This window comes from Desulfogranum marinum, from assembly GCF_016918565.1.
GTDB lineage: Bacteria > Desulfobacterota > Desulfobulbia > Desulfobulbales > Desulfobulbaceae > Desulfogranum > Desulfogranum marinum.
This window is the reverse complement of record NZ_JAFFQD010000013.1, coordinates 83,431-107,696: the sequence shown is the minus strand read 5'-3', so window position 1 is coordinate 107,696 and position 24,266 is coordinate 83,431. Positions and strand designations below refer to the sequence as shown.

The window sequence follows — 24,266 nt, the reverse complement described above, 5'->3', positions numbered from 1 at the left end:
GTTCCTAGGAGTAAAAGGAAGAATTCGCTGCGTTCTATCCCGAATTGCTCATCCGGGTCGGGGTTACCAGCTTGTTTTGGGGCGCAATGGTACAGAAGTCGCAAAGGTCATTCTTGCATCTGCAACAACAGGTTCATTGCCGAGTTCCCCGACAATGAGCGGATTGATGTCAATTTCATTTATCTGTGGAAAGTCGGTAGCCAGCTGACTTATTCGCTGCAAACACACAGCAATGGCATTAATGTCCACCTCCTTGATACCTCGCTTCCCTTTTAGCAGTTCGTAGGAACGTGTGGCTTTCAGCATCTGCACCGCCTCTTCTTCGGTAATAGGTGCAAGGTGAAAGGCCACGTCTTTCATCATTTCCACGAAAATACCACCAAGACCAAACATAAGCATGGGCCCAAACTGAGGATCACGGGTCATACCGAGAATCACTTCCATTCCGCTTTCAGCCATTTTTTCCACATATATGCCTTCAATATGTGCTTCCGGTGCATGCTTTTTAATCCGTAACATCATCAATTCAAAGGCATCAGCAACGGCTTGACCGGAGCCGACGTTTAGCTTCACCCCTCCCATATCAGATTTGTGGACAATGTTGGGAGAAACAATTTTCATTGCAACCGGAAAGCCGATAAATTTGGCAATTTCCACCGCTTGCTCAGGACTGACGGTTAACCTCCCTTCCAGGGTATAAAAGCCGTAGGCTTTTAAAATATCTTTAGACTTGACCTCGCCCAAACGCAATCTACCGGTTCGCTGCCTTCTGGTAATAATCCTTTCCACACGGCGTCGATTAACTGGAAACCTAACCACATGCCTGGCTGGTCTGTTTTTCCAAGCCCCATAGTTATACATTGTCCTCAGTGCAGCCACAGCACGTTCCGGTGTGTCGTAGAAGGGCAGTCTTCCTGCTGCCATTTCCGTTCTGCTAGGCATCATATCATCACCGCCAAGAAACGAGGCAAGTACCGGCTTGCTGAAATCCTGGGTTGCAGCGATAATTCGCGCTGTATCTTTAGGGTGCTTCAAATACTGTGGTGCAAGTAGAAAAAGAATCGCATCTACACTTTCATCTTTTAATGCCTCTGTTAACAGGTTGGCATAATCGTCAGGCTCGGCATCAGCAGAGACATCAATGGGATTATTCACCTTGGCTGCGGCAGGAAGAATATGTTGAATGGTTGTTTTCAGATTACTGCTTATTCCAGCAACTTCGAGCCCTTCCTTCTCCACAGCATCAGCGGCGATGGTTCCTGGTCCCCCAGCATTAGTTATGATAAAAACACGGTTGCCTTTCGGGCAGGGTTGCATGGCCAAAGCTGCAGAATAATCAAACAAGGCCTCAAATGTGTCTGCACGGCAAATGCCGGCACGTTTAAAGGCCGCCCCATAGGCTGTATCTTTGCCACTGACCACACCAGTGTGAATGGATGCAGCCCTTTTCCCGGCAGCAGTTGTGCCTGCTTTTAAAATAACCACCGGTTTTTTGGTACTAGCCGCTTCTGCGGCCTTAACAAAACCATCGCCATCGCTGATATCCTCAAGATAACCGACGATGACTTTTGTCTGTTCATCTTCGGTAAGCGCCTCCAGCACTTCCACTTCGGTTATATCGGCTTTATTCCCAATGGATATTGATTTCGAGACACCTAATTCCCGGCTTTCGGCAAGGTCCATCATGGAGGTACACAATGCACCTGATTGGGAAAAAATGGCCATGCTTCCCGGTTTAGGTCCCCGCTTAGAAAAAGACGCATTGAGATTATTTTCAGTATTGATCAGGCCCAGACAGTTCGGCCCCAGAAGACGCACATTCCCCCGCCGACAAACCTGTACCAGTTCTTCTTCCAGCTCCTTCCCCTTGACCCCACTCTCCTTAAACCCGGATGCAACCACGACCACTGCGGTCACCTTCTTGTACACAGCCGACCTTGCCGAATCAGGTACCTGTTCTGCAGGTACAGCTATGACAGCCATATCTATTGCGTCGGGGTAGTCGTTAATTTCAGGATACACTTTGAGTCCCAACAACTCCCCTCCCGCTTGATTTACCGGGATAATCGGCCCCTCAAATCCACCGTTGACAATATTTTTCAGAACCTCATATCCAACCTTTCCGACAGTTTTAGATGCTCCAATGACTGCTATTGACTGAGGATAGAATAGTCTTTCCACAACAGACCTCTTTTAGAGTTTAGGGACATGAATGGTGAATCCGGCTGCTTCTATAGCCTTATGTACAGCACGAATATTGTAGGTATTTATGCGAAGATAAATCATTGGTGGTTCCTGTTCGGTCCCTTTAGCCCTGATAAGACGGGTAAAAGCAACATGGGTCTTCTCCATCGCCTTGACTATTTTACTTAACGCCTCTGCATCACCGTCATCCTCAATGGATACCAGTGCGGATCCTTTTTCTCCCAGCCCAAAAAGAAATCGATAGGCCTTCATTAAATCCATCGCCGAAAAAATACCTATGACCTGGCGACTATCGTTAAGCACAGGAAGTGCGCCGACATTCTCAGCCTGAAGAAGCAAAAGAGCTCTATCAAGGGTTGACAGACGGTTCAGTGAGAGACAATCAACGGACATAACCACTGAAACCGGCGTATTATTTACTTTTTGTTCAACATTCCGGCGTTCCTTGCTTCGTGCTACAGTGGACGGGGTCGCAGAACGCAAATCTCGGTCAGTCAGCATGCCCAGCAATACTCCATTGTCGTCCACCACAGGAATATGGCGAAATTTATGGGTATTGAGTATCTCGATCGCTTCGGGAACCGTTTGCTCAGGCCCGATGGTAATGGGAGTTGGTGTCATGTAATAATGGACAAACATTGTATTATTTACTCCTCTAATCCTTTACAAGCCTGGGTTATGTTCCTGCCGATACCTGACAATTCCCTGAAGGAACAAGGCGGCACAACTCCCTAATTTTTCGATATTGTACCCACCCTCCAGCAAAGAGAGCAATCTCCCCTGAGTAAAAGTGTGAGCTAACTCTGCGACAAACATTCCTAGTTCCAAATATATATCGGTTGAAAAAGCGAGGCCTGACATATCATCGTCGACATGGGCATCAAAGCCTGCGCCGACAATTAGAGCCTCCGGTTGAAATCGTTCAAGAAAAGAAACAATGGCGGCAAAGGTTTCTCTCACCTGCTCATCGCCTGCTCCAGGAAGGAGGGGCAAGTTGAGCAAGGTTCCCTTCCCTGCTCCGAGCCCATTCTCCTCCGGCCATCCTGTTCCGGGATAACTGAAACTGGGATGTTCATGAATGGAAATATAGGCGGCATCCGGATCTTCCTCAAAAGCAGTCTGAATACCATTGCCGTGATGGGCATCAAAGTCAAGAATACAGATCCGTTTACGATGATATTGCTCCTGCCAGTAGCGAGCAGCGATCACGCAGTTATTAAAAAAACAAAACCCAAAAGGCATATTGGGTTCTGCATGGTGACCGGGAGGTCGGTTCAACCCAAATACGACGGTCCCACTATCTGCCTCAACCTTATCTACCCCTACAAGTCCGGCTCCTGCAGAAAGGGTTGCAATATCATAGGATTCATATCCAACCTGATTATCAGGATGATCGATATAAGTCTTCCCCTTTAACACAGCCTCCTCAAAGCGAAACAACCAACCTTCGGTATGAAAAACAAGTAATTGCGAACGGGTGGCCGGCCGTGGTGACATGCTTTTTAAAAAAGGCTGTAAGGGACTCTCCTGCAGTGCATCTGCGATGACCTGTAACCTTTCTGGTATTTCAGGGTGTTCCCCACCGCCGGTATCATGTTTACTGTAAGCCGGGTCACTGATAAGAGTGACAGAGATGTCATTTCCCATATGGTTAATTGTTTGTTAATGTCCTGAAAGCAATTTACTGGAAGAAAACAATATGAGACTCTTTCTCATGTTATCATGTTATATTATTACCGCAACCTGTATAAAGCACAAACAATTCTTTAAACACCCAATCCAAATGACACTGAAAAAAACACGGGGCCGCCTCTTCAAATCCGCCCTCTGTCCAAGATGTCGCCACACAGAAAAAGTCCTCAACCAAATTAGCGAACAGAAGAAAAATCTGGAAATTTATTCGGTTGATGTAGCGCGTCACCCCCTGTTGAGCTTGCAAAGTAAAGTGCTAATGATCCCAACCATCATCCTAGACAACAAAAAACGATTATCTGGCTTTTTTTCTTACAGAAGAGCAGATCCGGTCCTTCCTGCTAGAAAACACGTAATATGTCAGAATACAAATACTATTCTTTCTCATTGTTGTAAGTCGGCACCCTCCTCTCAAAAGAAAATAGACGATCTACAATTTATTACTTCGTTACAGACTGCTTAACAACAACGGTTGTCCATGGCAAATTAATATAAGAACCCACAGTTACGTCTTCTTTACACAACACTTTTTCGCATTTTTTAAAGAGCCCTGTATCGTTCAATCACGCCGAGGTTTGTATAGGTGGCAGACAGTTACTCCTATAATAACCTATAACAACAAGAAAACTATTCTACTTCAGCAGCCTTTTCTGCTAAATCCCAAGAGCCAGTTTTTTGAAAAAAAAAACGCCTCTACTACAAGAAATACTGTAGTAGAGGCGACAAGCAACAAAGCCATTCCCCTTTATTACTCTTCTTGGGGACACTGTAAATAAGCAGTGAACTGCATGGATTTGCCTAAATTCTTCACAACATTTTCAACAAAGAAAAAAGACTCTCTGCACATCCATAAGTTCACTATTAGATCAGCGTGCCATCATCCTTTTTTTGCCCATGCCTTGCCAACAGGTAAGACATCTCTACCAAAAACCTGCAAAAATATTACATGTGCCATCATATAATATGCTCCCATGGCACAAAGAACCAAGTCAAGAGCGACAAATGTTTTAATGCTTTTCATTCCGGCCAAAATTTCCAAATCAAGGCCTATAAAGCCGATAAGAAGTGTTGTGAACGTAAATATCATTGCCGTATGAACCGCAAATGAACCGATCCATAAAATTACCGTATAACAGGTATACGCTACCAAGAACCAACCAAGATCCCCTGCTCCAATTTTAAGGTGTGCACCAACCCAGCTATTTGGAGCGCCTTGTAAATCTAATAACAGAAAAATGAATGCAAGGGCGATCCAGAACGCACCGTAGGATGAGAAGGCACTGTAGCCAAAATTATTTCCGGCTTTAAATTCCTGAAGACCTGCCAGAAGTTGGGCACCACCACCAAAAGCAAGTGCACAACAAAAAATTACTCCTGTTCCGCATAAGCCAAGATTGTGAAATTGAAGCAATAAAGTCGTAGTAGCAAAGCCTGCCAGTCCAACAACTGCGGGATTTCCTTGGGGTGTTGCATCAGCCATTTCGTTCTCCTTGATGATGTGGTTACCTTTTCTCACTTATGTGAGTTTTTTTTGCTATCGTTAATCCTTATGAGATTACGAGTAGCGTTAATTTCCTTAAACAATTGCTTAAGATCGAGACAACAAATCCTCCCTTCATAAAGTGTTAATTGTTTTTAGATCTATCCAACATTACATATAGCAATATCGATTCTTTTTTATGCAAAGTATTGACTTCTCCACAGACTCTCTCGCCGAGAGTGTAGCCAAGGTTCCGCGAAAGGCAATAATGCAAAATAGCAGGATGGAGCAAAATCTAGAAAAATGCTGCAAAGAAGCAACACCATGCATGCAGGCAGTGTACCATTGATATAAAGAGAGTCTGCTGCAGATTGAATAATTGTATAAACTCTCCATACAATCATGAAGCAGCCAATATCAATCAAGCTGAGATGATAAATAGAAATCTGTTGAACAACAGGTGTTCATGGTTTGGACTTTTAATGACCGTTGAGGCAGAAAAAGTGCCAAAGTGTACGATACCGGATCAAAGATCTCGGCGGATGATGAATACAAAAACGTTGAAGAATACATCCTACAGAACCCTCCTTGATGAAGTGTTGTTGATAGGACAGGAACCTATAAAAATGGGACGGGACAAAAACCGAAAAACCGGAATAATCAACAGGTAATTTTTTTTTGGTATAGAATCTTTTGAGACTCCAAAATTAACCTATGAGCATCCCGACTTACTCTGAATTTTATCCCCCTTAAAGGCGCCTATGCGTCATTGGTACATTTTCTATACCAAACCAAACCCGATACAGTCAAGGGTTGTTTTGTATTTATCCAATATAATAATAAAAGAAAAAATCAATACGGAGCATCGATAACAGGTTAACCGAGTCTTTTACCGTCACCAAAAGGAGACATTTACGTTTCCCCTGAAAAACGCATCAGCGAAGGAATAATTAAATTTCTATCTGTGTTTAGTAAAACCCTTCGCTATATATGTTTGCATCAGGAAAACGGGTATCAATGACGTGAGTAACATCTTTTATCATATCCCATTTACCGCACAAGTAGAATTCATATTGACCAACCGGCAAAATATCTTTGATAAAACCAGTCACGTGCCCATCATAGCATGTGCTGCTGTTTTTCATGCAAGCTTCAACAGATAAACATTTTATATAATGAAGCGCAGTTCCTTCAAAAAGGCTATTATAATGAAGACTCTCTTGATTGCGTACACCGTATAGCAAAAAAGCAGCATTCATACCACTGGCTATCATCGAGCAAAAAGGAGCTATCCCAGTACCTGTTGCTACAAGCACTCGTTGTTTTTGAGTCGGCCTTTCGACCAAATATCCACCAGGTCCGGTCATTTTCAATTCCGTACCAATGGGAATTCCAGCAAGTTGCTTACTGACCACCCCTCCCTTCATTTCTTTAACAAGAAATACCAAGCAACTGTCATTTTCCGGCGAGACTATAGTATAATCACGCTCTTCCCCGCCCATATGAAAAATTACATGCTGGCCGCTGCGAAAAAAGAAATCCTCAGGCTTATTGAAAGTTACTTCATAGGTGTCCTGAGATAACCACCTACGTTTTTCCAGAGTTACTACAAAATTAGACCTGCCTTTTTTCATGGTTGTCGCCATACTTGATCAGGTCTACCTTCAGCCTTATTAGCAAACCTGGCAACAACAAACAAATAGTCTGAAAGGCGGTTGAGGTAGACTAAAATAACCTGTAATGCACTATCAATTTTACTTCCTTTTTCCTCTTCAACCAGTTGCGTAACTTTTCGTTCACACCTTCTACAAACAGTGCGGCCAATATGTGCCCAGGAAGCACCTGGAGTTCCTCCAGGAAGGATGAATTCCTTAAGTGGTGTCAATTCTGCTGTTAACTCATCTATTTTATTTTCCAAATCTTTGACGACGGACTCTTCAAGTTCTTCTAAAAAATCAATGGCAGAAGACTCCGGAGTAGTAGCAAGCCAAGCACCTGCTTGAAATAATCGGGCCTGAATATGCAACAACTCATTTTTTATGCTTTCGGTATTCTCTGGTAGATGGGAATGAATTGCGCCAATAACAGAATTCAACTCATCCAGATCACCATAGGAATCGATGCGCAAACTATACTTCGCAACACGTTCACCAGAAAATAAACTTGTCTTTCCTTTATCCCCACCACCGGTATACACCTTCATTTCTCTCTCCTTGTTTCGTGTTGTCTCCTGCTCGCCCACTCTCGCAATTTACTCACATAGCATCTTTTATATTTACAACGCCTGTTTTTTGCATTTACCACACATCCGAGGTGATATTCACCAGGAATCACCTACAATCTTCATTTTTCTAAATTGTTATCTGCCTTTTACACTCTCTTTTTGTCCCTAAAAAGACCTTCCTAGCTTCTAATAAAAAATATTATTCAACATTACAACAAGTTAACTAAAAATTATCGAAAATATAAGCCGAAAAACCAACCCAATTCAAATAAACTGAACAGATGCATAAGCAATTTAGATACACGAGCCATTGGTTTTTAACTTCTTAATATAAGGTACAATGACGAAATAAAAGTATGAGAGAAAACAATAGGTTCTTTATTTTTAAGTTGACAAAAACCTTAACTTAAAATAGGAGGATTCTAGCAGGTAGATTAAGCCCAATGGGAGTGTAAGGTTTTTTGGGTCTTTGTCAGAGTTGCAGAACGCCTGCCTGTCTTTTTTACAATTTTTGACTATCAAAACAGTAAATTATGCAGCGGGTGGTTTTTGAGGTGTTTTTTGGCAATACCTGGCGTCATATCCGAGGACATAATTTCATTTTCCCAAAAGCCTCTTTTACCCATAATAAAAAGGGCTTTGAGAAAATGAAATTATTGTTTAGCTGTTCCTCAGAAGTAGATTCGTTCTGCAAATATGACAAAAATCCGTTTTGTTTTTTCTCTGCTTATTCTGTACTGATACTGCAATATTATATTAATTCACAACTAATCTGCTGACCTGTTTTTTATAGGATTATAAATAACAATCAGCAGGTTGGAGTATTCGATTGAAGAATTTATAAAATCAGGTATAAGATTGTTCGTAGAACGATTCTGTGATCAATGTCCGTTACCGGATGCGACGCTAGTCGGAGAGCATTTAGTTTTGCTTCACTCGACCAGTTTATTAAAACGAATTTCAATATCGTTTGTATTATTTTATATTTTTTGCTGCAGCATTAGAATTTTGAGAGGAGATCATAACCCGATTATTGTTGCGAAGCTGCTGTTAACCTCGCTAACTGCATAATCGGTTTTGATGTAAAAATAAGGCATGGGTAAAATCTTATTAATTTAGCAGCGTAAGGAGATCATGATGACGGAGACAGCAAGTTCCTTGATCAAGAACGTCAGCCAACTCGGAGAAGAAGAGCTCAAAAAACGCGATGTCCCATTTGAGTACTGGGGGCCTACTCCAAAAGAAGCACGGAAAGCAGCAGTCGGTAAGAAAAAAGGGCTGCACGATAAAAGAACAACCCTTAAAGAAGCTGTCTCAAAGTATGTTAAAGATGGCATGAACATTGGTCTCGGCGGCTTCGTAAACACCAGAACACCGGTTGCTGCCGTTCATGAAATCATTCGCCAGGGCTGCAAAGACATTACTCTTTCCATGCAGTCCAACTCAATCTGTGCCGAATTGTTAGCAGCTGCCATGATTCTGGATCCGGATCACGTCTCTGTGAAACGTGTTGAAATGGCTTGGTGGGGATATGAGGTAATTGGTATTGCACCAATTTTCCGTTATCTTGTTAGCCGTGGAGAAATCCTTGTCGATGATTACACCAACTATGGTATGTCAGCACGTTTTAAAGCTGGATCCTTAGGTCTTCCGTTTATACCTACCCGTGACCATGGTGGTAGTGATATGGAACTGGTAAACCGTGGTAAAATGATTAAATGCCCATTCACCAACGAAAATATTTACTTGGTGCCGGCATGCAACCCTGATGTTGCCCTGATCCATACCCAGGTTGCCGATATGCACGGTAATGCACGAATTTTCGGTGCACTCTGTACATGTCCTGAAATTGCAATGGCCGCTAACCACACAATTCTGACAGTTGAACAGGTTATCCCTAACGAAAACATCCGCAAATATCCTAACTTGACAGAAATCCCATACATGATCGTAGATGCAGTTGTCGAGCAACCATTAGGCGCATATCCAGGTGCAGTTTATGGGTATAACTGGTTTGACATGCCGGAGATCCTTGAATTCAGAAAGGGATGTGATGAATTCAGAAAAACAGGAAACAAAGACGGCATGCAAGCTTACTTTGACAAATATATCTTCGGTTGTGAAACGTTTGACGACTTTCTCGCCACACGTCCTTACAGCAAAATTAAGGAGATGAAACAAAACGACGGTGTTCAGCCGATTCTGATCGACTAACGCGCAACATACAACAAAAACACAAGATTTATCTAATAGCTTGTAACCTTAAGGAGGATGTATAATGCCTGATTATGGTCCATTTGAAATGATTGCGTACGCCGGTTCGAAGGTCTTAGAGGATGAAACCGTAGTTTTTGTTGGTACAGGACTACCAATCATCGCTTCTCTGCATGCTCAGTTGACGCATGCCCCGCAACTGCAAATGATTTTCGAGGCGGGGTCTCTTGGTGCTCAACTTGATCAGGGCTTACCGCTTTCTGTTGGTGATACGAAAGCATTCCGTAAAGCTCTTTATGCCAAAGGTTTATGCGGTGCTTTTGAGTTAACCCAACGCGGATATTCCGATTACGCTTTTATCGGCGGTGCGGAAATCGATATGTACGGTAACCTGAACTCTACATTCCAGGGTGGAACCTACAGTGAATCCAAAGTTCGCTTCCCTGGTAGTGGTGGTGCTGGTGCGATGTCTGCAAACTGTGAAAAAACCATTGCTATTATGGCACTGGAAAAACGTAGATTTACAGAAAAACTGCAATTTGTCACCAGTATCGGATACGGTGACGGCTCTCCTGATTACAGGGAAAAAGCTGGTGTATACGGTTCCGGACCTTACCGCGTCATCACCAATGAAGCGCTCTTTGGCTATGACAAAGATACTCGCAGAATGATGTTACTTGAGGTTCTGCCAGGATTAACACCTGCGGATATTCAAGAAAAGGTCGGTTTTGAACTGCTCATTTCACCAGATCTTAAAGAAATGGCAGAGCCTACAGAAGAAGATTTGCGGTTGCTTCGAGACGAGTGCGATCCAGATGGTTATTTCCTGAAGCGTGTTGTTAAAAAATAATTCCACTCAGTTTAACACTGAAACTCTGGCGTAAAGTAAAACGGCTGAAAGACAATATGTCTTTCAGCCGTTTTTTATTGTATGTGTGCAATTTCATGCCTTAGGTCATGAAAAGTAAAAACGGGTTGAACACACTTAATTTAGATGTCTTTGTCAAATATCCTTTTCTTTGACAATGCGCTATTCGAATAATTGCTTACAAGCCTTTTTTAATCTTCCCTCCACCCTGAATTTGTATAAATGAATAATGACTCCTCGTTTGAAAAAATCGTAAATCGACACTCTCTTTTTTCTGGAAAATATATGCAACTTGAACGGCTGGATGTCCACCTTCCGGATGGAAGGGAAGCCACCCGTGAAATAGTGCGGGTACGGGATGCTGTTGCGGTTTTACTGTTAGACGATGACCAGAATATTCATCTTGTTAGACAAACGCGCCCTGCAATAGAGAGGACACTTATCTCAATTCCAGCCGGGTTGATTGATGAAGGCGAAAGTGAGGAAGAGGCAGCTAGGCGAGAATGCGAAGAAGAAACAGGGTATGTTCCCCAACGTTTGCATAAAATCGTTAAATATGCTCATGCCGAAGGATATTCTACCGGGTTTATCACTCTCTTTCTTGGGCTCGATCCAATACATTCCGGAAATACCAAACAGGATGCATCGGAATATATTGAGCAGGTCAAAATGCCGTTTCAGGAACTGTATGAAAAGGTATCCAATAATGAAATAATAGATTCAAAAACGCTGCTGAGTGTTTTGTTTGTGCATCAGCAGTATCAGCAATTCCTGCACTCCAACTCAAAATATTGATTTTAAGCGAAAAATTTGATCTAATAGCCGGGTGGCAAATTCTTAAACTGACGACGCGGATTCCCCCCTGCATCCAGGTAATATTCAGTGTTGCCTTCCTGGGCAGCATCAAGGTCGGCGACCGGAAGCCGGACAACCTGAACAGCGAAGAGGTCTTTTCCTTCATGACGGTATAGTGTTCTGCGGAAAGGTTCATAATAGGGTGTTACGGCAAGGGATCCTCCATAAAAACCTGTGTTACAAATAACCACATTGCAGAAAACGGTCTTTGAAAGCGACTCTGCCAAATGGCTAAATGATTCAATATCACGATTATAGGCAAGAACGAAAAGGTGGTGAATTTTTCCCCGATAAACCATGTATCTTTCAACATCCATAAAATCATAACAGATACAGACACCAATGCGCCCGAATTGACCGGCATCAAACATCCAAATGGTCTGATCGGCTTTAAAATCAAACCCTGATTGTCCGATGCCAAGCTGTTCTGCAGGGGCCATGTACGTTTTCCCGAAATAAAACGTACTGCAACGTTTACTAGTCCGGTTCTTCGGCCACTCTTGTGGAACTATAACCAGGGCCTGATTCCCTACGATCTTATTTCCATGGTCAAGGGTATAATCCATACCGGCAATCACGATTGAACCAAGTTCTCTGCACATGTCCAGCAATCGACTACGAAAGCAAAGTGGCACTGCCAACTCGGGAAGAATAGTAAATTGCGGAGGTTCATCCATCTCAGACAGAATATGGAACCCATGCCGAATCTCTTTCCAGACATGATCTGACTCAGCAGGAGTCATTTTTGGATAATTCTTCCACGCAACCTGAGCATTGGTTGTCGTCTGTATCAGTCCTATCGTGAGAAAATCAGACAGTGAACTTCTCGTGTTTCCAGTCTGTATTTCCGACATATTCTCCCCCAAAAAAATGGTCGATGATCACGGAGATCGTAAACTCCCCGGCATATAATTATCTCGAAACTGTAACTGATCGAAGGTGCCCTAAGTAGGATTGATCGTTGCTTAAGCAAATAAGTGAACAAAGAGATCGTCCGTGCAGCCTAACTATCGGTAAAACGAGACTATTCATAGATAGTGTGCGCTGATCAGTTATCCAAAGTCAGTTGCCCAGTCCGGACGAGTAAAATGTTCCAGTTTCACCGGTACCAATTGCCGTGGCACCCGATGCTGAAGGGTCATCTGGTACTCTTCCAATACCTGTCTGGCTTTTTGAACACAGGATTGGAAACGAGCCAAATCAAGTATTTGAGGTGGATCTTGTGCCGTATCGTCATCATATTTTCCCTGCTGACAAGCATCCACTAGAGCTGTCTCCAACTGACGTGGCAAAAGACACGCTTCTAGAATCGCATGTGTCCAGGACGAGAAAGGAACATTTCGCATTCTAGTACTTACCAAGGGGAGGTACTGCCATTCATGCCCCCTTACATTCCACATCGCCGGCCAGTCAAATGAATGGGTCACCAGCCCCAGAAGCAACAGGCCGAATCCACGAATCATAGGAAGTTCCGGGTTAACATTATCAGCAGTTTGTAAATCAAACATATAGCGATAATCAGTAATTTGTTCCGCCTCCCTCAGTCCTATTGAAAACGTCTTCTCACGTATCTGATCGCGCCAATGGTCCCATGTTAATATTGTCTCCCCCTCTTCGATCCACTTGGTAGGTACAAGAAAATTCAAAGGATGAAGGGGGTAGCAGTCACTGTTTCCACCCTGAAGAAACGATTTTACCTTTTCAGCTATCTGGTCGGCTATTTCAAGGGCTGTCCATTCTGTGACCCGTGGGTCAAAAGCATTTTCTCGATACTTTTGATTACTCCACTCCCCCCACCGGGCAAGTGTCATCCATGCATCGTCACTGTCTTTATGTACGATCGAACATACCTTTTTTTCGCCAGAGCTAGCCGCTAAACCACGCTCTTTTTCATAGCGGAGAGGACTAGTCCCTTGAAGTAACTCATAGAACCATCCAGCACAATTATTCCGATAAAAAGTTCCTTCTGCCAAGCAGGCATCAATCATTGTTTTTACTCCCACTGCTCGTACAGCTTCTCGGGGATAGCGAAACAACATTTGTCGGCCACAGGGAACATCTATTTCAAATTTGCCTACAGCAGCTTTCCATATCGGCCCAGGATTCGTCCTTTGGGGGCTATTGAGCCTGGTTTCAGCCCACCACGCCCATACTGAAAGTGGAACAGACGTCTCTGCAGCCCATTTTTCAGGAAGGGAGGTCCAGTCAATACCACCACATTTGGCTACACGTTGCTCCATCAACTTGAAATCGTCGTCTGTAACCAGTTCGTTGTCCGCGTTTCGGAGATACATAAGAGCACTGCCTAGCCCACATTGCAGCAAATGCAGAGAATGAAGTTCATAAAATGTTGACTCTGCATCTACCGGCAGGGTGACCGGCTGCAGCAAAAGGGTTTTTAAATACGAATATGCTGCTTGACGCCGATAAATAAGATGATCTTTTTGCGACATGTTCAAAGAGCATTGCACAGCCTGATTTGCCATCAGTCGATAAACCATTGCCCACACATAACCTGCACCCAGGCGATCATGTCTGTATAACGCCTCTAACTCTTTATGAATCAGGGTCAGATCGGTCTGTCCTGAAAAACGGCAATACTCCAGCAGGTAAATCCACAGATTTAATTTCATGGGGTTATTGCGGACTGCTCTTAACAGCATCAAAAATATGCGCATCTTATTTTTGAACTGTCTTCCCATATTCTTGGCAGCGATGAGTTGGTGCTCTTGATTAAGCTCAGCAATCTTTTGCTGTACCTGTTGGATATCAACACGTACGGTTTCTGCGTCCTCGGCTTCCGGCCGCAGGCTTTTTAAACGCTTGTGAAGTGATGTTTCACGTAAACGTGCCTCAAAAAGCTGGCGTTCAAACAGACACAGATTCGCCTGATTCCCTATAATTTCCTGTGGGACAGACCAGGCGAGCTTATGAGCAATATTGTCAACCTGAAAATCGTCATTGATGACAGAGCCGGTGCTGTGACCAAGCAGGAGATTCTCCATTTCATCAATATAATGCATTTTTTCCCTTTGCTGCAGAAGGTCAAAATTCAGGTCTGTAAGGTTGGTCAACAATCTCAGGGTTCTGGTTATCGCTGGTAGTGGATTGGAATTATCTAAAAGCGTCTCTTTTGCTGCTTGTTTCCTATATTCCTCCAGTAATTTTCGTTCATTAGGAGTTGCTTGGCCATGCTCCCAATATCTGGAAAATGACCTGGGCTCAACAGATTGCCAGTCTGGTACAATTCTAGAGCCGTGCTTTTCACAGAGTGTCTGGTAATCTTCGACCCAATTAACAAGGCCTGAGAAGGTACGGGAGAGAAAGCAGTGGTTGTAGCCAAAACGAAAGTGAGCTATATTTTTTCCCTGTATGCCAGGCTGCAATGTTGAGCCGGAAAAAATTTGGTGGTCTGTTATCGAACTGTCCACAACCATCAGAGCTATATTTTTGAGAAAATCGGCAACAGCCAACCCCTCAGGTATGGAATCTATGCTATTTTCTACCCGTGAGAGCTCAAATTCTGCATGCTTCTTTTGGTCCCAATCATCCAGGTCAAGTCTGAAATCCAAGAGTTGGGAGGCAAGTTGATGAATCTGGGGTTTGAATTCGGTTGAAAAGTTGGCAAGATTATCCAGAATAGTTGAAAGGTTACCTTCTGAGAGAGTTGTATTAAACGACAGTTGTGCCCGGTATACCCTATGATTATCATCAGAGGGCCAGTAACCGTCCAGCAAATAGGGCAGTTGTTGCCTACCCTCAAAATAACGCTCCTGTTCAAATACCTTACGCTCAGAATCCTCAAGGTCTTCAGGATCTAGCAAGCCGGCCATTGCTCTTGCTGTAAGAAAAATATGACGTTGATACAGTGACCAGGTTAAACTTGAATTGCGATAGAGGTATCCATCAGAGTGCCTGTAGCGACCATTCTTGCTGACAATAATATTTTTTTTTTCCTCCTCCCACGTTGACCTATAGAGACGGCCACCATAGCTCCAGGGTGGCATCTGCCAATCTAATCCCGGTCCGATAACATTTACAAAGGCAATCCAGGCAACCTGGTCGCGGATGGAAATATCAAATATGTGCCCATTTGACTCCCTCTTTTTGTCATGCGACGGTAGAGGTAAAGGACGAATTGGACTGGCTCTGTACGTTAACCTTTTGAACTGTGCGCCAATGGCATCTAATTCTGCCTGCAGGTTTGCTTCAAAACAAGCCAGCCGACTTTCGTCTGTCCAGCAATGAGTGGCCTGCAGATATTGCTGGTACTTCAACCATGCCCAGTACAGATTTTCAGGACATGCCAGTAATGTCTCGAGCGGAAGGTGTGTGTGTGATGTTACCATGGGATTGCCTCCACCGTTGTACCTATTTGGAATCATGACTTCCATTTCCCTCAAACACAAGATTATGTCAACAGGTTGTCAATAAAAATGGCAGTATACAGTTCAATTAATACAACCAATTTAAAAAAATTAGTTGTCAGACGAACAGTGTTTTTCACAGGTCTGATAATCAATTCAGCCCCGACAAAGCCTAGCTCAGACTTGAAAGTGATCCGCAGGAGTGTTCAAAGGTTCTCTGCGTCGAAGGTACAGTGTCTGGAAAGTAGCTTACGATTATAGAGAAAATATTTTCGCCAAATAATAGAAACACAGAAGAAATACTGGTGATGTGGCCGTGAGTAGAGAATGTTTTCCTGCAATAACCCACCAAACTAGACAACATGTTTAGCATGACAGCTTGAGTTGGCAAGCAAGGAACGAGACGACGAAACCAGCGATCCCGGCAGAAAAAGACTAGCAGGTACTCGTATTGACAATTGGAACAGTCAGTGTACACTATTAAATCCCTATTGCAGATCTCTATACTTCAAGCAGTCCCTGACTACATCGGAGATAACCGGGCCATAGACCCCATACTCCCTTGCAATTCGATCATCACGCACGTGCTCGAAACTTTCGAATGGATCTTAGAGCAGGCGATACAACGGTGACTCGGCCGGCTGGCAGGGGCGATAAAATACGGGTGTGTGCTGGTAAACTCTATGTTCTCCCATGCAAATATAGAAACATAATCCGCACCACCTCTCCCCGAAGCCGTCATAATGACCAACTACAAAAAAAGTTCCTTTTTCAATAAGCTCCTCAAATCCGACATGAATTTTTGAAATAACGGTTCCGGCATTTCCAGGCTGCAACAGTTAGTTTTTAGAATCATTGTAGAAAGCAAAGCAATGAGGTTTTCCGCAACTATGACTAAGAGCCCTATTTTCATAAAGGCTCAAAAACTGGTTATCGGCACAACGCCCAAATTGAGCACTATAGCGATTGACGGTTACTCTAACCTCTCTAGTTTTGCCTTCTCCTTTTCAACCCAGCAGGCCTCACAGATTGGATTTCTGTCATCATCACTTCTTTCTACCATAATATGAGGATGTAATAAGGGCAGTTCTTCTCCACATTCATTACAGGTGACTATTAACCCTTGCAGTTTGCCTTTTGACGAATGGTTCTGCTTTTTCATACAAACCTCCTTTTCTCCTTTTTAACAGTTTTCCATCGAAACTTTAAAAGATAAGAAGCAAGCTTCCGAAGTCATGGAAAAGAGGACCCAAAAAATATTTCACAGTATATTTCGTTCCTTATATCTTTTTATAATTATCATTACAAATCAGGGAGCTCACCGTCAAGCAATTTTCTAATTTTATAATAAAAAAGAATATTTACCTAATTTCCGGCAAGGAAATGAACCCAGTCCTTTGACAATAAAAATCATGGAACAGGATCGTATCACTCACAATTTGCAGTGCTCATAAATTTGTTTGTTTTCAAATTACAATTTATTATGGTCAAACCATTTTATTTTTGCACCAAACGAACTTTTCGAACAAATTGAACTCTTTCATAAATAATATAGATAAAGAGTCGTAAAAACGCATATCTTCCTATAATAACGTTGATTGGCGAAGAAAAAAAATGAGAGAAAACAGTAGCTTCTTTATTTTTAAGTTGACAAAAAGCTCGACTTAAAATAGGAAAATCCTAGCTGGCAAATTAAACTTAACGGGGGTAAGTTTTTTCCTGCCAATACTATATCGATACTGTAATTCTATAAAATCAAAAACAACTCTCCTAGCCTGTTTTATGTTAAACTGGATACTCGTAGAAGGAGCTATACCGAAACCAACTTATTGGTTCGATTAACCTCGTAAAAAAGAGTAAAAAACCATTTTAAAAATTGTCAACTACTTAGCAGATCAGCTACTTAAACCAAAAAGGAGCAATCGTAAAAAAGTGTTTGAAAGTTTGACAAAAATAGTCTTGCAAAGAATTCAACGAGTTCCACTAGCCACGACTTTAAAAAAAGCCATGATATAACTAGCTGCTTTGGCAGCTAGTTATATCATGGCTTTTTTTTGTGCAAAAAGTACTGAGAAACATTTTGTTTCTCCGGATTAACAAGAAAGCTTGTGATGGACAGGAAGAGATAGAAAATTGGAAAATTACGCTGAAATGTACTGGACAGGTTTATCTCCCGATGAAGCAAGGGAAGCGCTTGTCAACAAAGACAAGTCCATGAAGGACAAGCGAATGACGCTGAAAGAAGCGGTAAGCCAATTTATAAAAGACGGCGATAACGTAGGTGTTGGAGGCTTTGTAAATATCCGTCAACCCATCGCTATCACCCATGAAATGGTACGTCATGGTTTCAAAGATCTAACCCTTTCCTGGCAGTCCGCCGGTATGGCCCCTGACTATCTCGCCGGCGCAATGATGCTCAACCCCGACCACTTTTCTATCAAGCGCATTGAGCTTGCTTACTGGGCTCACGAAGCATTTGGCCTATCTCCGATGTTCCGTTTTCTTGCTGAGCGCGGCATGCTAGAAATTGAAGACTGGAGTAACTACAATATGTCAGCAAGGTTCAAGGCTGGTTCCATGGGCCTACCCTTCATTCCAACCCGTGGTCCTCTTGGCGGTGACATTCCATCTAGTTGCAGAACCAAAATTATAGATTGCCCTTTTACCGGTCGCCCAATTGCTCTCCTGCCGGCGAGCAATCCTGATGTTGCAATTATTCACGTTCAGGTAGCCGACCAATACGGTAATTGTATTATTCGTGGTACTGACGCAACCTGTGCTGAAATTGCCATGGCATCAGCGCATACCATCGTCACCTGTGAGCAACTCGTCTCCCATGAACTGATTACACAAACTCCGAAAGATGTTGGTATTCCATTTGTTGCCGTTGATGCAGTTGTTGAAGTGCCATTTGGAGCATACCCAGGTGCGTGTCGTCGTCACTATTACTTTAATGGTGATCATATTAGTGCATTCCACGCCGGAGCTACTGAAATGTGCAAAGGTGGTGCACCTGATACTTTAAAGACCTATTACGATGAATATATCTACAACACAAAAACTTTTGAAGATTTCATCGCGAAGTTTCCGGTTAAAAAATTGATAGCAGATCAAAAAGCAGAGTCTTTCAACTGTGAACGATTGGCCTGAAAATCGAAATTAACCGAAAATTATTGTTAAAATAATAGACTAGGAATCACATGACAGCTTCTAAAGATTACACCGCTCAAGAAATAATCGTTGTGGCTGGTGCTAAAGTATTAGAAGATAATAAAATAGTATTTGTTGGAACCGGCCTTCCTATGGTCGCTTCACTGCTGGCCAAACAAACCCACGCTCCAGGCCTCATCCCGGTTTTTGAAGCTGGTGCGGTCGGTCCTCCGTTAAATGTCGGATTACCAATTTCTGTTGGTGATTCAAAAACATTTACCGGAGCGTCGTTTGTTGGTGGCCTGAATGCTGCGTTTGAACTCACTCAACGAGGATTTGCTGATTTCGGTTTTATTAGTGGTGCTGAAGTTGATAAGTATGGTAATCTCAATTCTACCATGATCGGTGACTTCCCTGCAGGATACCAGACGCCAAAAGTAAGGCTACCCGGTAGTGGTGGAGCAAGTGATATGGCTGCATCCTGTGAACGAACTATTTTGATCGTTCCCCATGACAAACGTAAATTCACTGAAAAACTGCAATATGTAACCAGTCCCGGTCACCTTGATGGATCTCCTGGTGCTCGTTTCGATGCAGGATTGCAGGGCAAAGGACCTTATCGACTCATCAGTACAAAAGGTATCTTTGATTTTGAAGAAGAATCAAAAAGAATGCGTCTGATACACTATTTCCCGGGTGAAACAATTGAATCTGTTCAAGCGGCAACTGGTTTTGAGCTGCTAGTAGCGCCTGATGCAAGTGAATTTGCACCACCAACAGAAGAAGAAGTAAGGATGATTCGTGAAGACATTGACCCTAATGGTGCATTTGTAAAACGAGCAAAAAAGAAAGTAAATAAGAATATCAATTTAACAGCACAACAAATGTAGCACTGCTTTTTCCGGTTTAACTACCCTGCAAAGTACTTTTCAGAGGTGAAACTGCTTTAGCCTGGTAGTAGTACCACCCGATATATTCTATTTTATTTGTGAAATATCACGGAAGTATCCATTCAAATATATAGTAATATTATGCTTATTTGAAAGTGATTCTTCTAAAAAGGAAAAATTATTCTGCATCAATAAAGTATGTAGAAGGTAAAAACAGGGAGAAATAACATGAAAATAGAAAAAATTGATCACCTTGGTATCGCGGTTCCTAGCATTGAAGATGGAAAAAACTTCTGGTCAGATGTGCTTGGACTTGAGTTGGAAGGGGCAGAAACAGTTGAAGAGCAAAAGGTCACAACAGCATTTTTCCCTGTAGGAGAAAGTGAAGTAGAACTGCTTGAATCTACATCTCCGGATGGACCGGTTGCTAAATTTATAGAAAAAAAGGGCGCTGGATTTCAACACGTAGCATTCCGTGTAGCAGATATTAATGAAGCACTTGATGAACTGAAAGAAAAAGGAATTAAATTAATTGATCAAACCCCTCGTATTGGAGCTGGTGGAGCACAGATTGCATTCCTGCACCCAAAGGCGACTGGTGGAATACTGGTAGAACTTTGCCAAAGAGATTAAAAATATTAAAGCCTCTCACCTCGCGGCAACGAGATGAGAGGCTCCTTTTTGCTTAATTTCCCTTTTTTTTCTGAACTGAAAAGTAAACATTAACTTTTTAGCGTAGAAAAATCAGTTTGTTTTAAGCTTTAACTAACGGGAACCATCCCACAAACAAGGAGTAAGGACATGGCACAAAACCCTAATTACAACGAATGGGTGGAAATGGCGACCAAGCAGATGAAAGGCAAATCGCCTGATACCCTGACTTGGAAATCACCTGAAGGTATTGATGTAAAATGCCTCTATACTGCCGCAGATATAGAAGGAATGGATACTGTTGGCTCCCTGCCTGGTATGGCTCCCTATACCCGTGGACCAATGGCAACCATGTATGCTGGACGTCCTTGGACAATCCGTCAGTACGCAGGATTCTCCACTGCTAAGGAATCAAATGCTTTTTATCGTCGTAACCTGGCAGCCGGTCAGAAAGGTCTCTCTGTAGCCTTTGACCTTGCAACCCATCGTGGTTACGACTCAGACAACCCACGCGTTGCCGGTGATATTGGTAAAGCAGGTGTTGCGATTGACTCTATCGAAGATATGAAAATCCTCTTTGATGGCATCCCGCTTGATAAGATGTCAGTTTCCATGACCATGAACGGAGCTGTTATTCCTATCCTCGGTATGTGGATTGCTGCAGCCGAAGAATCAGGAGTAAAACAGGAACAACTGAACGGAACCATTCAAAACGATATTCTCAAAGAATACCTGACCCGTAATACCTATATCTATCCTCCTGCACCTTCTATGAGGATTGTTTCTGATATTATGGCGTTTGCTTCTAAAAATATGCCGCGATACAATACCATCAGTATCAGTGGTTACCATATCATGGAAGCAGGAGCAGACTCTGTTCTTCAAACTGCCTTTACCCTCGCAGATGGTATTGAATACGTTCGTGCAGCTATTGCATCCGGTATGGATATTGATACCTTTGCACCTCGTCTTTCTTTCTTCTTCGGCATCGGCATGAACTTCTTCATGGATATCGCGATGCTGAGAGCTGCTCGCTTCTTATGGCATCGATCCATGCAACAGTTTAATCCAAAGAATCCTAAGTCTTCCATGCTCCGTACACATTGCCAGACATCTGGTTGGAGTTTGACAGAACAGGATCCATACAACAACATTATTCGGACAACCCTGGAAGCAATGTCTGCTACCCTTGGTGGTACCCAGTCACTGCATACCAACTCCTACGACGAAGCTGTTTGTCTGCCTACAGACTTCTCAGCACGTATTGCACGTAACACCCAGATCATCATTCAGGAAGAAACTCACACCTGTAAAGTTGCTGATCCACTTGGTGGCTCCTACTATATTGAGTATCTGACCAACCAGATTGTTGAGAAAGCTCAGGAAATCCTCGACGAAATTGAAGAAATCGGTGGAATGTCTAAAGCCATCGAATCCGGTATGCCGAAAATGCGTATCGAAGAATCAGCTGCCCGTCGTCAGGCACGTATTGACCAAGGCTCTGACGTTATTGTTGGTGTTAACAAGTATCGCCTCGAAAACGAAAAACTTGACTTCGATATCCTTGAAGTGCCTGATTCTGTCCGCATTGAGCAGATCGAACGTATTAAAGAGATTAAATCAACCCGTAACGAAGCTGAAACCCAAGCATGCCTTGAAGCAATTACCAAAGCTGCTGAAGGTAATGGTAACCTGCTTGAGGTTGCAGTTGCTGCCGCTAAAGCTAGGGCAACAGTTGGAGAAATTTCTGACGCTATGGAAAAAGTATTTGGACGTTATGTTGCAACAACCCAGTGTGTATCCGGTGCCTATTCTTCAGAATACAGTGAAGCTAACGCAGAGAGTGCTACTGTTATCGAAGATTTCCGTAAGCGTACCGAAAACTTCCTCGAAAAAACCGGTCGTCGCCCACGTATACTTGTAACCAAAATGGGACAGGATGGACATGACAGGGGTATTAAAGTTGTCGCCTCTTCTTTTGCTGATCTCGGATTTGATGTAGATATCAGCCCAATGTTCCAAACACCTGACGAAGCTGCAAAGATGGCCATTGAAAACGATGTCCATATCGTTGGCGCTTCCAGTCTCGCAGCCGGCCATAAAACCCTTGTACCTGAGCTCATTGAAAAACTCAAAGCACAGGGTGCTGGAGAAATTGGTGTGGTAGCCGGTGGTGTTATCCCACCTAGCGATTATGATTTCCTCTACGACAATGGCTGTAAAGCTATTTTTGGTCCAGGTACCCCTATTACCACTTCAGCTGGTAAGGTAATGGATCTGCTTGAAGCCCAATACATCAAGTAATCAGTATATAAACGACTGATTCAACAGACGGGCAGTGACTCCAGCCTGCCCGTCTGCCTACCCTCCAAAAATTTTTCCCTGAGAGTACCATCATGTACAAAGATCCCAGCTACTTTATTCAAGGTGTTCTCGATAATAACCGCCTGACGCTTGCACGTACTATTACACTCATAGAGAGTACACTGCAGACTCATCAGGATATTGCCAGAAATGTCATTAGTGAACTGCTGCCCCATACAGGTAAGGCAGTCAGGCTGGGTATTACTGGTGTTCCAGGTGCAGGAAAAAGCACGTTTATAGAAAGTTTTGGTAACATGCTCACCGGACGTGGGTATCGTGTTGCCGTATTGGCTATCGATCCCAGCAGTACCCGAAGCGGAGGTTCTATTCTAGGCGATAAAACCAGAATGGAAAAACTTGCCATCAATGACATGGCTTTTATTCGCCCCTCACCATCAGGCGGTAGTCTTGGTGGTGTCGCCCGAAAAACTCGTGAAACCATGCTCCTGTGCGAAGCCGCAGGTTTTGATGTAATCATTGTTGAAACAGTAGGTGTCGGTCAATCCGAGACTACTGTTGCGTCAATGGTCGATTTTTTTATGGTTTTGCAAATCTCAGGCGCCGGGGATGAACTTCAGGGCATTAAAAAAGGTGTTCTTGAAGTTGCAGATGCTATTGTAGTCAACAAGGCAGACGGTGATAATGTCACCCGAGCAAAACTGGCAAAAAAACAATATGAAACAGCTCTCCACTTGGTAACGCCATCTTCACCTAACTGGTCTCCACCAGTAATGACCTGCAGTGCCCTAGAAGAAATAGGCCTTGAGGAGGCTTGGGAAACCATAAAACAACATAAAAAAATTATGTCAGCCACTGGTGAGCTTGATGAAAAACGTAAAGATCAGGCAATGTCCTGGATGTGGTTTCTCGTTAAAGAAGGACTTGAAAATTGGTTCTATAACAACGAAGAGATAAAAAAAGTATTACCCACTATCACCGCTGCTGTCGAAAGTGGTAAAAAAGCTCCGACGCGGGCAGCCGATGAGCTTGTTTCCGTTCTCGGCTCAGACCTTCTTTTCTAGCAATTTAACAGTATCCTTTTTGTCTGCAGACAAGCAAAAGAGCGACTGTCGGTGCACCAATGAAGCATCTATTCCTTTTTGGTGCACCTTTTTCGGTAAAAGAATCAAATAAGCTCTCTCTCGTCTTGATCTTATCTTTACTGTCAAAAGTGTACAAACGCCCCACCTCTACTTCTCCCCTTTCCCCTGAGACATCGACATCGGTCTATTTGCTTAATTGCATAATGTAGCATATGACTACTCTTCGAATTTCGCTTTTTACTCTTTAAATATTTTCACCTTTT

The 24,266-nt window shown here is 43.1% G+C and carries 18 protein-coding genes; 9 read left to right on the top strand and 9 right to left on the bottom strand.

Going from position 1 to position 24,266, the window contains the following annotated elements; genetic code table 11:
• Positions 1-63: 63 nt before the first annotated feature.
• From JWH17_RS24340 to JWH17_RS09315, 3 genes are read right to left on the bottom strand one after another with little or no spacing between them, the layout of a single operon-like run.
• Positions 64-2,181, bottom strand: coding sequence for an acetate--CoA ligase family protein (locus JWH17_RS24340; protein ID WP_205222336.1), 2,118 nt, complete (start codon positions 2,179-2,181; stop codon positions 64-66).
• Positions 2,182-2,193: 12 nt separating this feature from the next.
• The gene (locus tag JWH17_RS09320; protein ID WP_205222335.1) at positions 2,194-2,844 is read right to left on the bottom strand and encodes a CBS domain-containing protein; all 651 of its coding nucleotides are present in this window, start codon (positions 2,842-2,844) and stop codon (positions 2,194-2,196) included.
• A 24-nt stretch (positions 2,845-2,868) separates the two neighbouring features.
• On the bottom strand, positions 2,869-3,852 hold the full coding sequence (locus JWH17_RS09315; protein WP_205222334.1) for a histone deacetylase family protein: 984 nt from the start codon (positions 3,850-3,852) through the stop codon (positions 2,869-2,871).
• Positions 3,853-3,904: 52 nt separating this feature from the next.
• Between JWH17_RS09315 and JWH17_RS24595 the strand changes: the two genes are divergently transcribed.
• The gene (locus JWH17_RS24595; protein WP_205222333.1) at positions 3,905-4,360 is read left to right on the top strand and encodes a thioredoxin family protein; all 456 of its coding nucleotides are present in this window, start codon (positions 3,905-3,907) and stop codon (positions 4,358-4,360) included.
• Between the two features lie 414 nt (positions 4,361-4,774).
• On the opposite strand, the gene JWH17_RS09305 is transcribed toward JWH17_RS24595, so the two are convergent.
• The 3 genes from JWH17_RS09305 to JWH17_RS09295 form a co-directional block, all read right to left on the bottom strand.
• Entirely contained in the window at positions 4,775-5,377 is a 603-nt protein-coding gene (locus JWH17_RS09305) for an acetate uptake transporter (RefSeq protein WP_205222332.1), read from the bottom strand.
• A gap of 968 nt (positions 5,378-6,345) precedes the next feature.
• Positions 6,346-7,011: a ferredoxin--NADP reductase gene (locus JWH17_RS09300; RefSeq protein ID WP_205222331.1), complete on the bottom strand. Its 666-nt coding sequence runs from the start codon at positions 7,009-7,011 to the stop codon at positions 6,346-6,348.
• Positions 7,008-7,580, bottom strand: a complete 573-nt coding sequence (locus tag JWH17_RS09295) for a cob(I)yrinic acid a,c-diamide adenosyltransferase (RefSeq protein WP_205222330.1) — start codon at positions 7,578-7,580, stop codon at positions 7,008-7,010. The genes JWH17_RS09300 and JWH17_RS09295 overlap by 4 nt, the downstream gene beginning before the upstream one ends.
• A 1,155-nt stretch (positions 7,581-8,735) precedes the next feature.
• Between JWH17_RS09295 and JWH17_RS09290 the strand changes: the two genes are divergently transcribed.
• The 3 genes from JWH17_RS09290 to JWH17_RS09280 all read left to right on the top strand — a co-directional run bounded on the left by JWH17_RS09290 (position 8,736) and on the right by JWH17_RS09280 (position 11,478).
• Complete coding sequence (locus tag JWH17_RS09290) at positions 8,736-9,815, top strand: CoA transferase subunit A (RefSeq protein ID WP_232371006.1); 1,080 nt, start codon at positions 8,736-8,738, stop codon at positions 9,813-9,815.
• A gap of 64 nt (positions 9,816-9,879) precedes the next feature.
• Positions 9,880-10,665 (top strand): CoA-transferase subunit beta, encoded by a 786-nt coding sequence (locus JWH17_RS09285; RefSeq protein ID WP_205222329.1) that lies wholly within the window; start codon positions 9,880-9,882, stop codon positions 10,663-10,665.
• A gap of 303 nt (positions 10,666-10,968) precedes the next feature.
• Entirely contained in the window at positions 10,969-11,478 is a 510-nt protein-coding gene (locus JWH17_RS09280) for an NUDIX domain-containing protein (protein ID WP_205222328.1), read from the top strand.
• 20 nt (positions 11,479-11,498) lie between these two features.
• Here JWH17_RS09280 and JWH17_RS09275 read toward each other — a convergent pair whose 3' ends face one another.
• The 3 genes from JWH17_RS09275 to JWH17_RS09265 form a co-directional block, all read right to left on the bottom strand.
• Positions 11,499-12,392 carry a carbon-nitrogen hydrolase family protein gene (locus JWH17_RS09275; protein WP_205222327.1) on the bottom strand — a complete coding sequence of 298 codons (894 nt, stop codon included), beginning with the start codon at positions 12,390-12,392 and terminating at the stop codon, positions 11,499-11,501.
• A 198-nt stretch (positions 12,393-12,590) separates the two neighbouring features.
• Positions 12,591-15,887, bottom strand: a complete 3,297-nt coding sequence (locus tag JWH17_RS09270; RefSeq protein ID WP_205222326.1) for a hypothetical protein — start codon at positions 15,885-15,887, stop codon at positions 12,591-12,593.
• Positions 15,888-16,878: 991 nt separating this feature from the next.
• Complete coding sequence (locus tag JWH17_RS09265; RefSeq protein ID WP_205222325.1) at positions 16,879-17,067, bottom strand: hypothetical protein; 189 nt, start codon at positions 17,065-17,067, stop codon at positions 16,879-16,881.
• Positions 17,068-18,038: 971 nt separating this feature from the next.
• On the opposite strand from JWH17_RS09265, the gene JWH17_RS09260 reads away from it, so the two are divergent.
• The 5 genes from JWH17_RS09260 to meaB all read left to right on the top strand — a co-directional run bounded on the left by JWH17_RS09260 (position 18,039) and on the right by meaB (position 23,982).
• Entirely contained in the window at positions 18,039-19,055 is a 1,017-nt protein-coding gene (locus tag JWH17_RS09260) for a CoA transferase subunit A (RefSeq protein WP_205222324.1), read from the top strand.
• A gap of 50 nt (positions 19,056-19,105) precedes the next feature.
• On the top strand, positions 19,106-19,945 hold the full coding sequence (locus JWH17_RS09255; RefSeq protein WP_205222323.1) for a CoA-transferase subunit beta: 840 nt from the start codon (positions 19,106-19,108) through the stop codon (positions 19,943-19,945).
• Positions 19,946-20,173: 228 nt separating this feature from the next.
• Positions 20,174-20,578 (top strand): methylmalonyl-CoA epimerase, encoded by a 405-nt coding sequence (gene mce / locus JWH17_RS09250; RefSeq protein WP_205222322.1) that lies wholly within the window; start codon positions 20,174-20,176, stop codon positions 20,576-20,578.
• 168 nt (positions 20,579-20,746) lie between these two features.
• Positions 20,747-22,900 carry a methylmalonyl-CoA mutase gene (gene scpA, locus JWH17_RS09245; RefSeq protein ID WP_205222321.1) on the top strand — a complete coding sequence of 718 codons (2,154 nt, stop codon included), beginning with the start codon at positions 20,747-20,749 and terminating at the stop codon, positions 22,898-22,900.
• A gap of 92 nt (positions 22,901-22,992) precedes the next feature.
• Entirely contained in the window at positions 22,993-23,982 is a 990-nt protein-coding gene (gene meaB, locus JWH17_RS09240) for a methylmalonyl Co-A mutase-associated GTPase MeaB (RefSeq protein ID WP_205222320.1), read from the top strand.
• Positions 23,983-24,266 lie beyond the last annotated feature (284 nt).

Coding starts and splice junctions, on each gene's coding strand:
- JWH17_RS09255 (WP_205222323.1), top strand. CDS start 19,106: ATGACAGCTTCTAAAGATTACACCGCTCAAGAAATAATCGTTGTGGCT.
- JWH17_RS09305 (WP_205222332.1), bottom strand. CDS start 5,377: ATGGCTGATGCAACACCCCAAGGAAATCCCGCAGTTGTTGGACTGGCA.
- meaB (WP_205222320.1), top strand. CDS start 22,993: ATGTACAAAGATCCCAGCTACTTTATTCAAGGTGTTCTCGATAATAAC.
- JWH17_RS09285 (WP_205222329.1), top strand. CDS start 9,880: ATGCCTGATTATGGTCCATTTGAAATGATTGCGTACGCCGGTTCGAAG.
- scpA (WP_205222321.1), top strand. CDS start 20,747: ATGGCACAAAACCCTAATTACAACGAATGGGTGGAAATGGCGACCAAG.
- mce (WP_205222322.1), top strand. CDS start 20,174: ATGAAAATAGAAAAAATTGATCACCTTGGTATCGCGGTTCCTAGCATT.
- JWH17_RS09270 (WP_205222326.1), bottom strand. CDS start 15,887: ATGGTAACATCACACACACACCTTCCGCTCGAGACATTACTGGCATGT.
- JWH17_RS09290 (WP_232371006.1), top strand. CDS start 8,736: ATGATGACGGAGACAGCAAGTTCCTTGATCAAGAACGTCAGCCAACTC.
- JWH17_RS09300 (WP_205222331.1), bottom strand. CDS start 7,011: ATGAAAAAAGGCAGGTCTAATTTTGTAGTAACTCTGGAAAAACGTAGG.
- JWH17_RS09265 (WP_205222325.1), bottom strand. CDS start 17,067: ATGAAAAAGCAGAACCATTCGTCAAAAGGCAAACTGCAAGGGTTAATA.
- JWH17_RS09320 (WP_205222335.1), bottom strand. CDS start 2,844: ATGTTTGTCCATTATTACATGACACCAACTCCCATTACCATCGGGCCT.
- JWH17_RS09280 (WP_205222328.1), top strand. CDS start 10,969: ATGCAACTTGAACGGCTGGATGTCCACCTTCCGGATGGAAGGGAAGCC.
- JWH17_RS09295 (WP_205222330.1), bottom strand. CDS start 7,580: ATGAAGGTGTATACCGGTGGTGGGGATAAAGGAAAGACAAGTTTATTT.
- JWH17_RS24595 (WP_205222333.1), top strand. CDS start 3,905: ATGAGACTCTTTCTCATGTTATCATGTTATATTATTACCGCAACCTGT.
- JWH17_RS09275 (WP_205222327.1), bottom strand. CDS start 12,392: ATGTCGGAAATACAGACTGGAAACACGAGAAGTTCACTGTCTGATTTT.
- JWH17_RS09315 (WP_205222334.1), bottom strand. CDS start 3,852: ATGGGAAATGACATCTCTGTCACTCTTATCAGTGACCCGGCTTACAGT.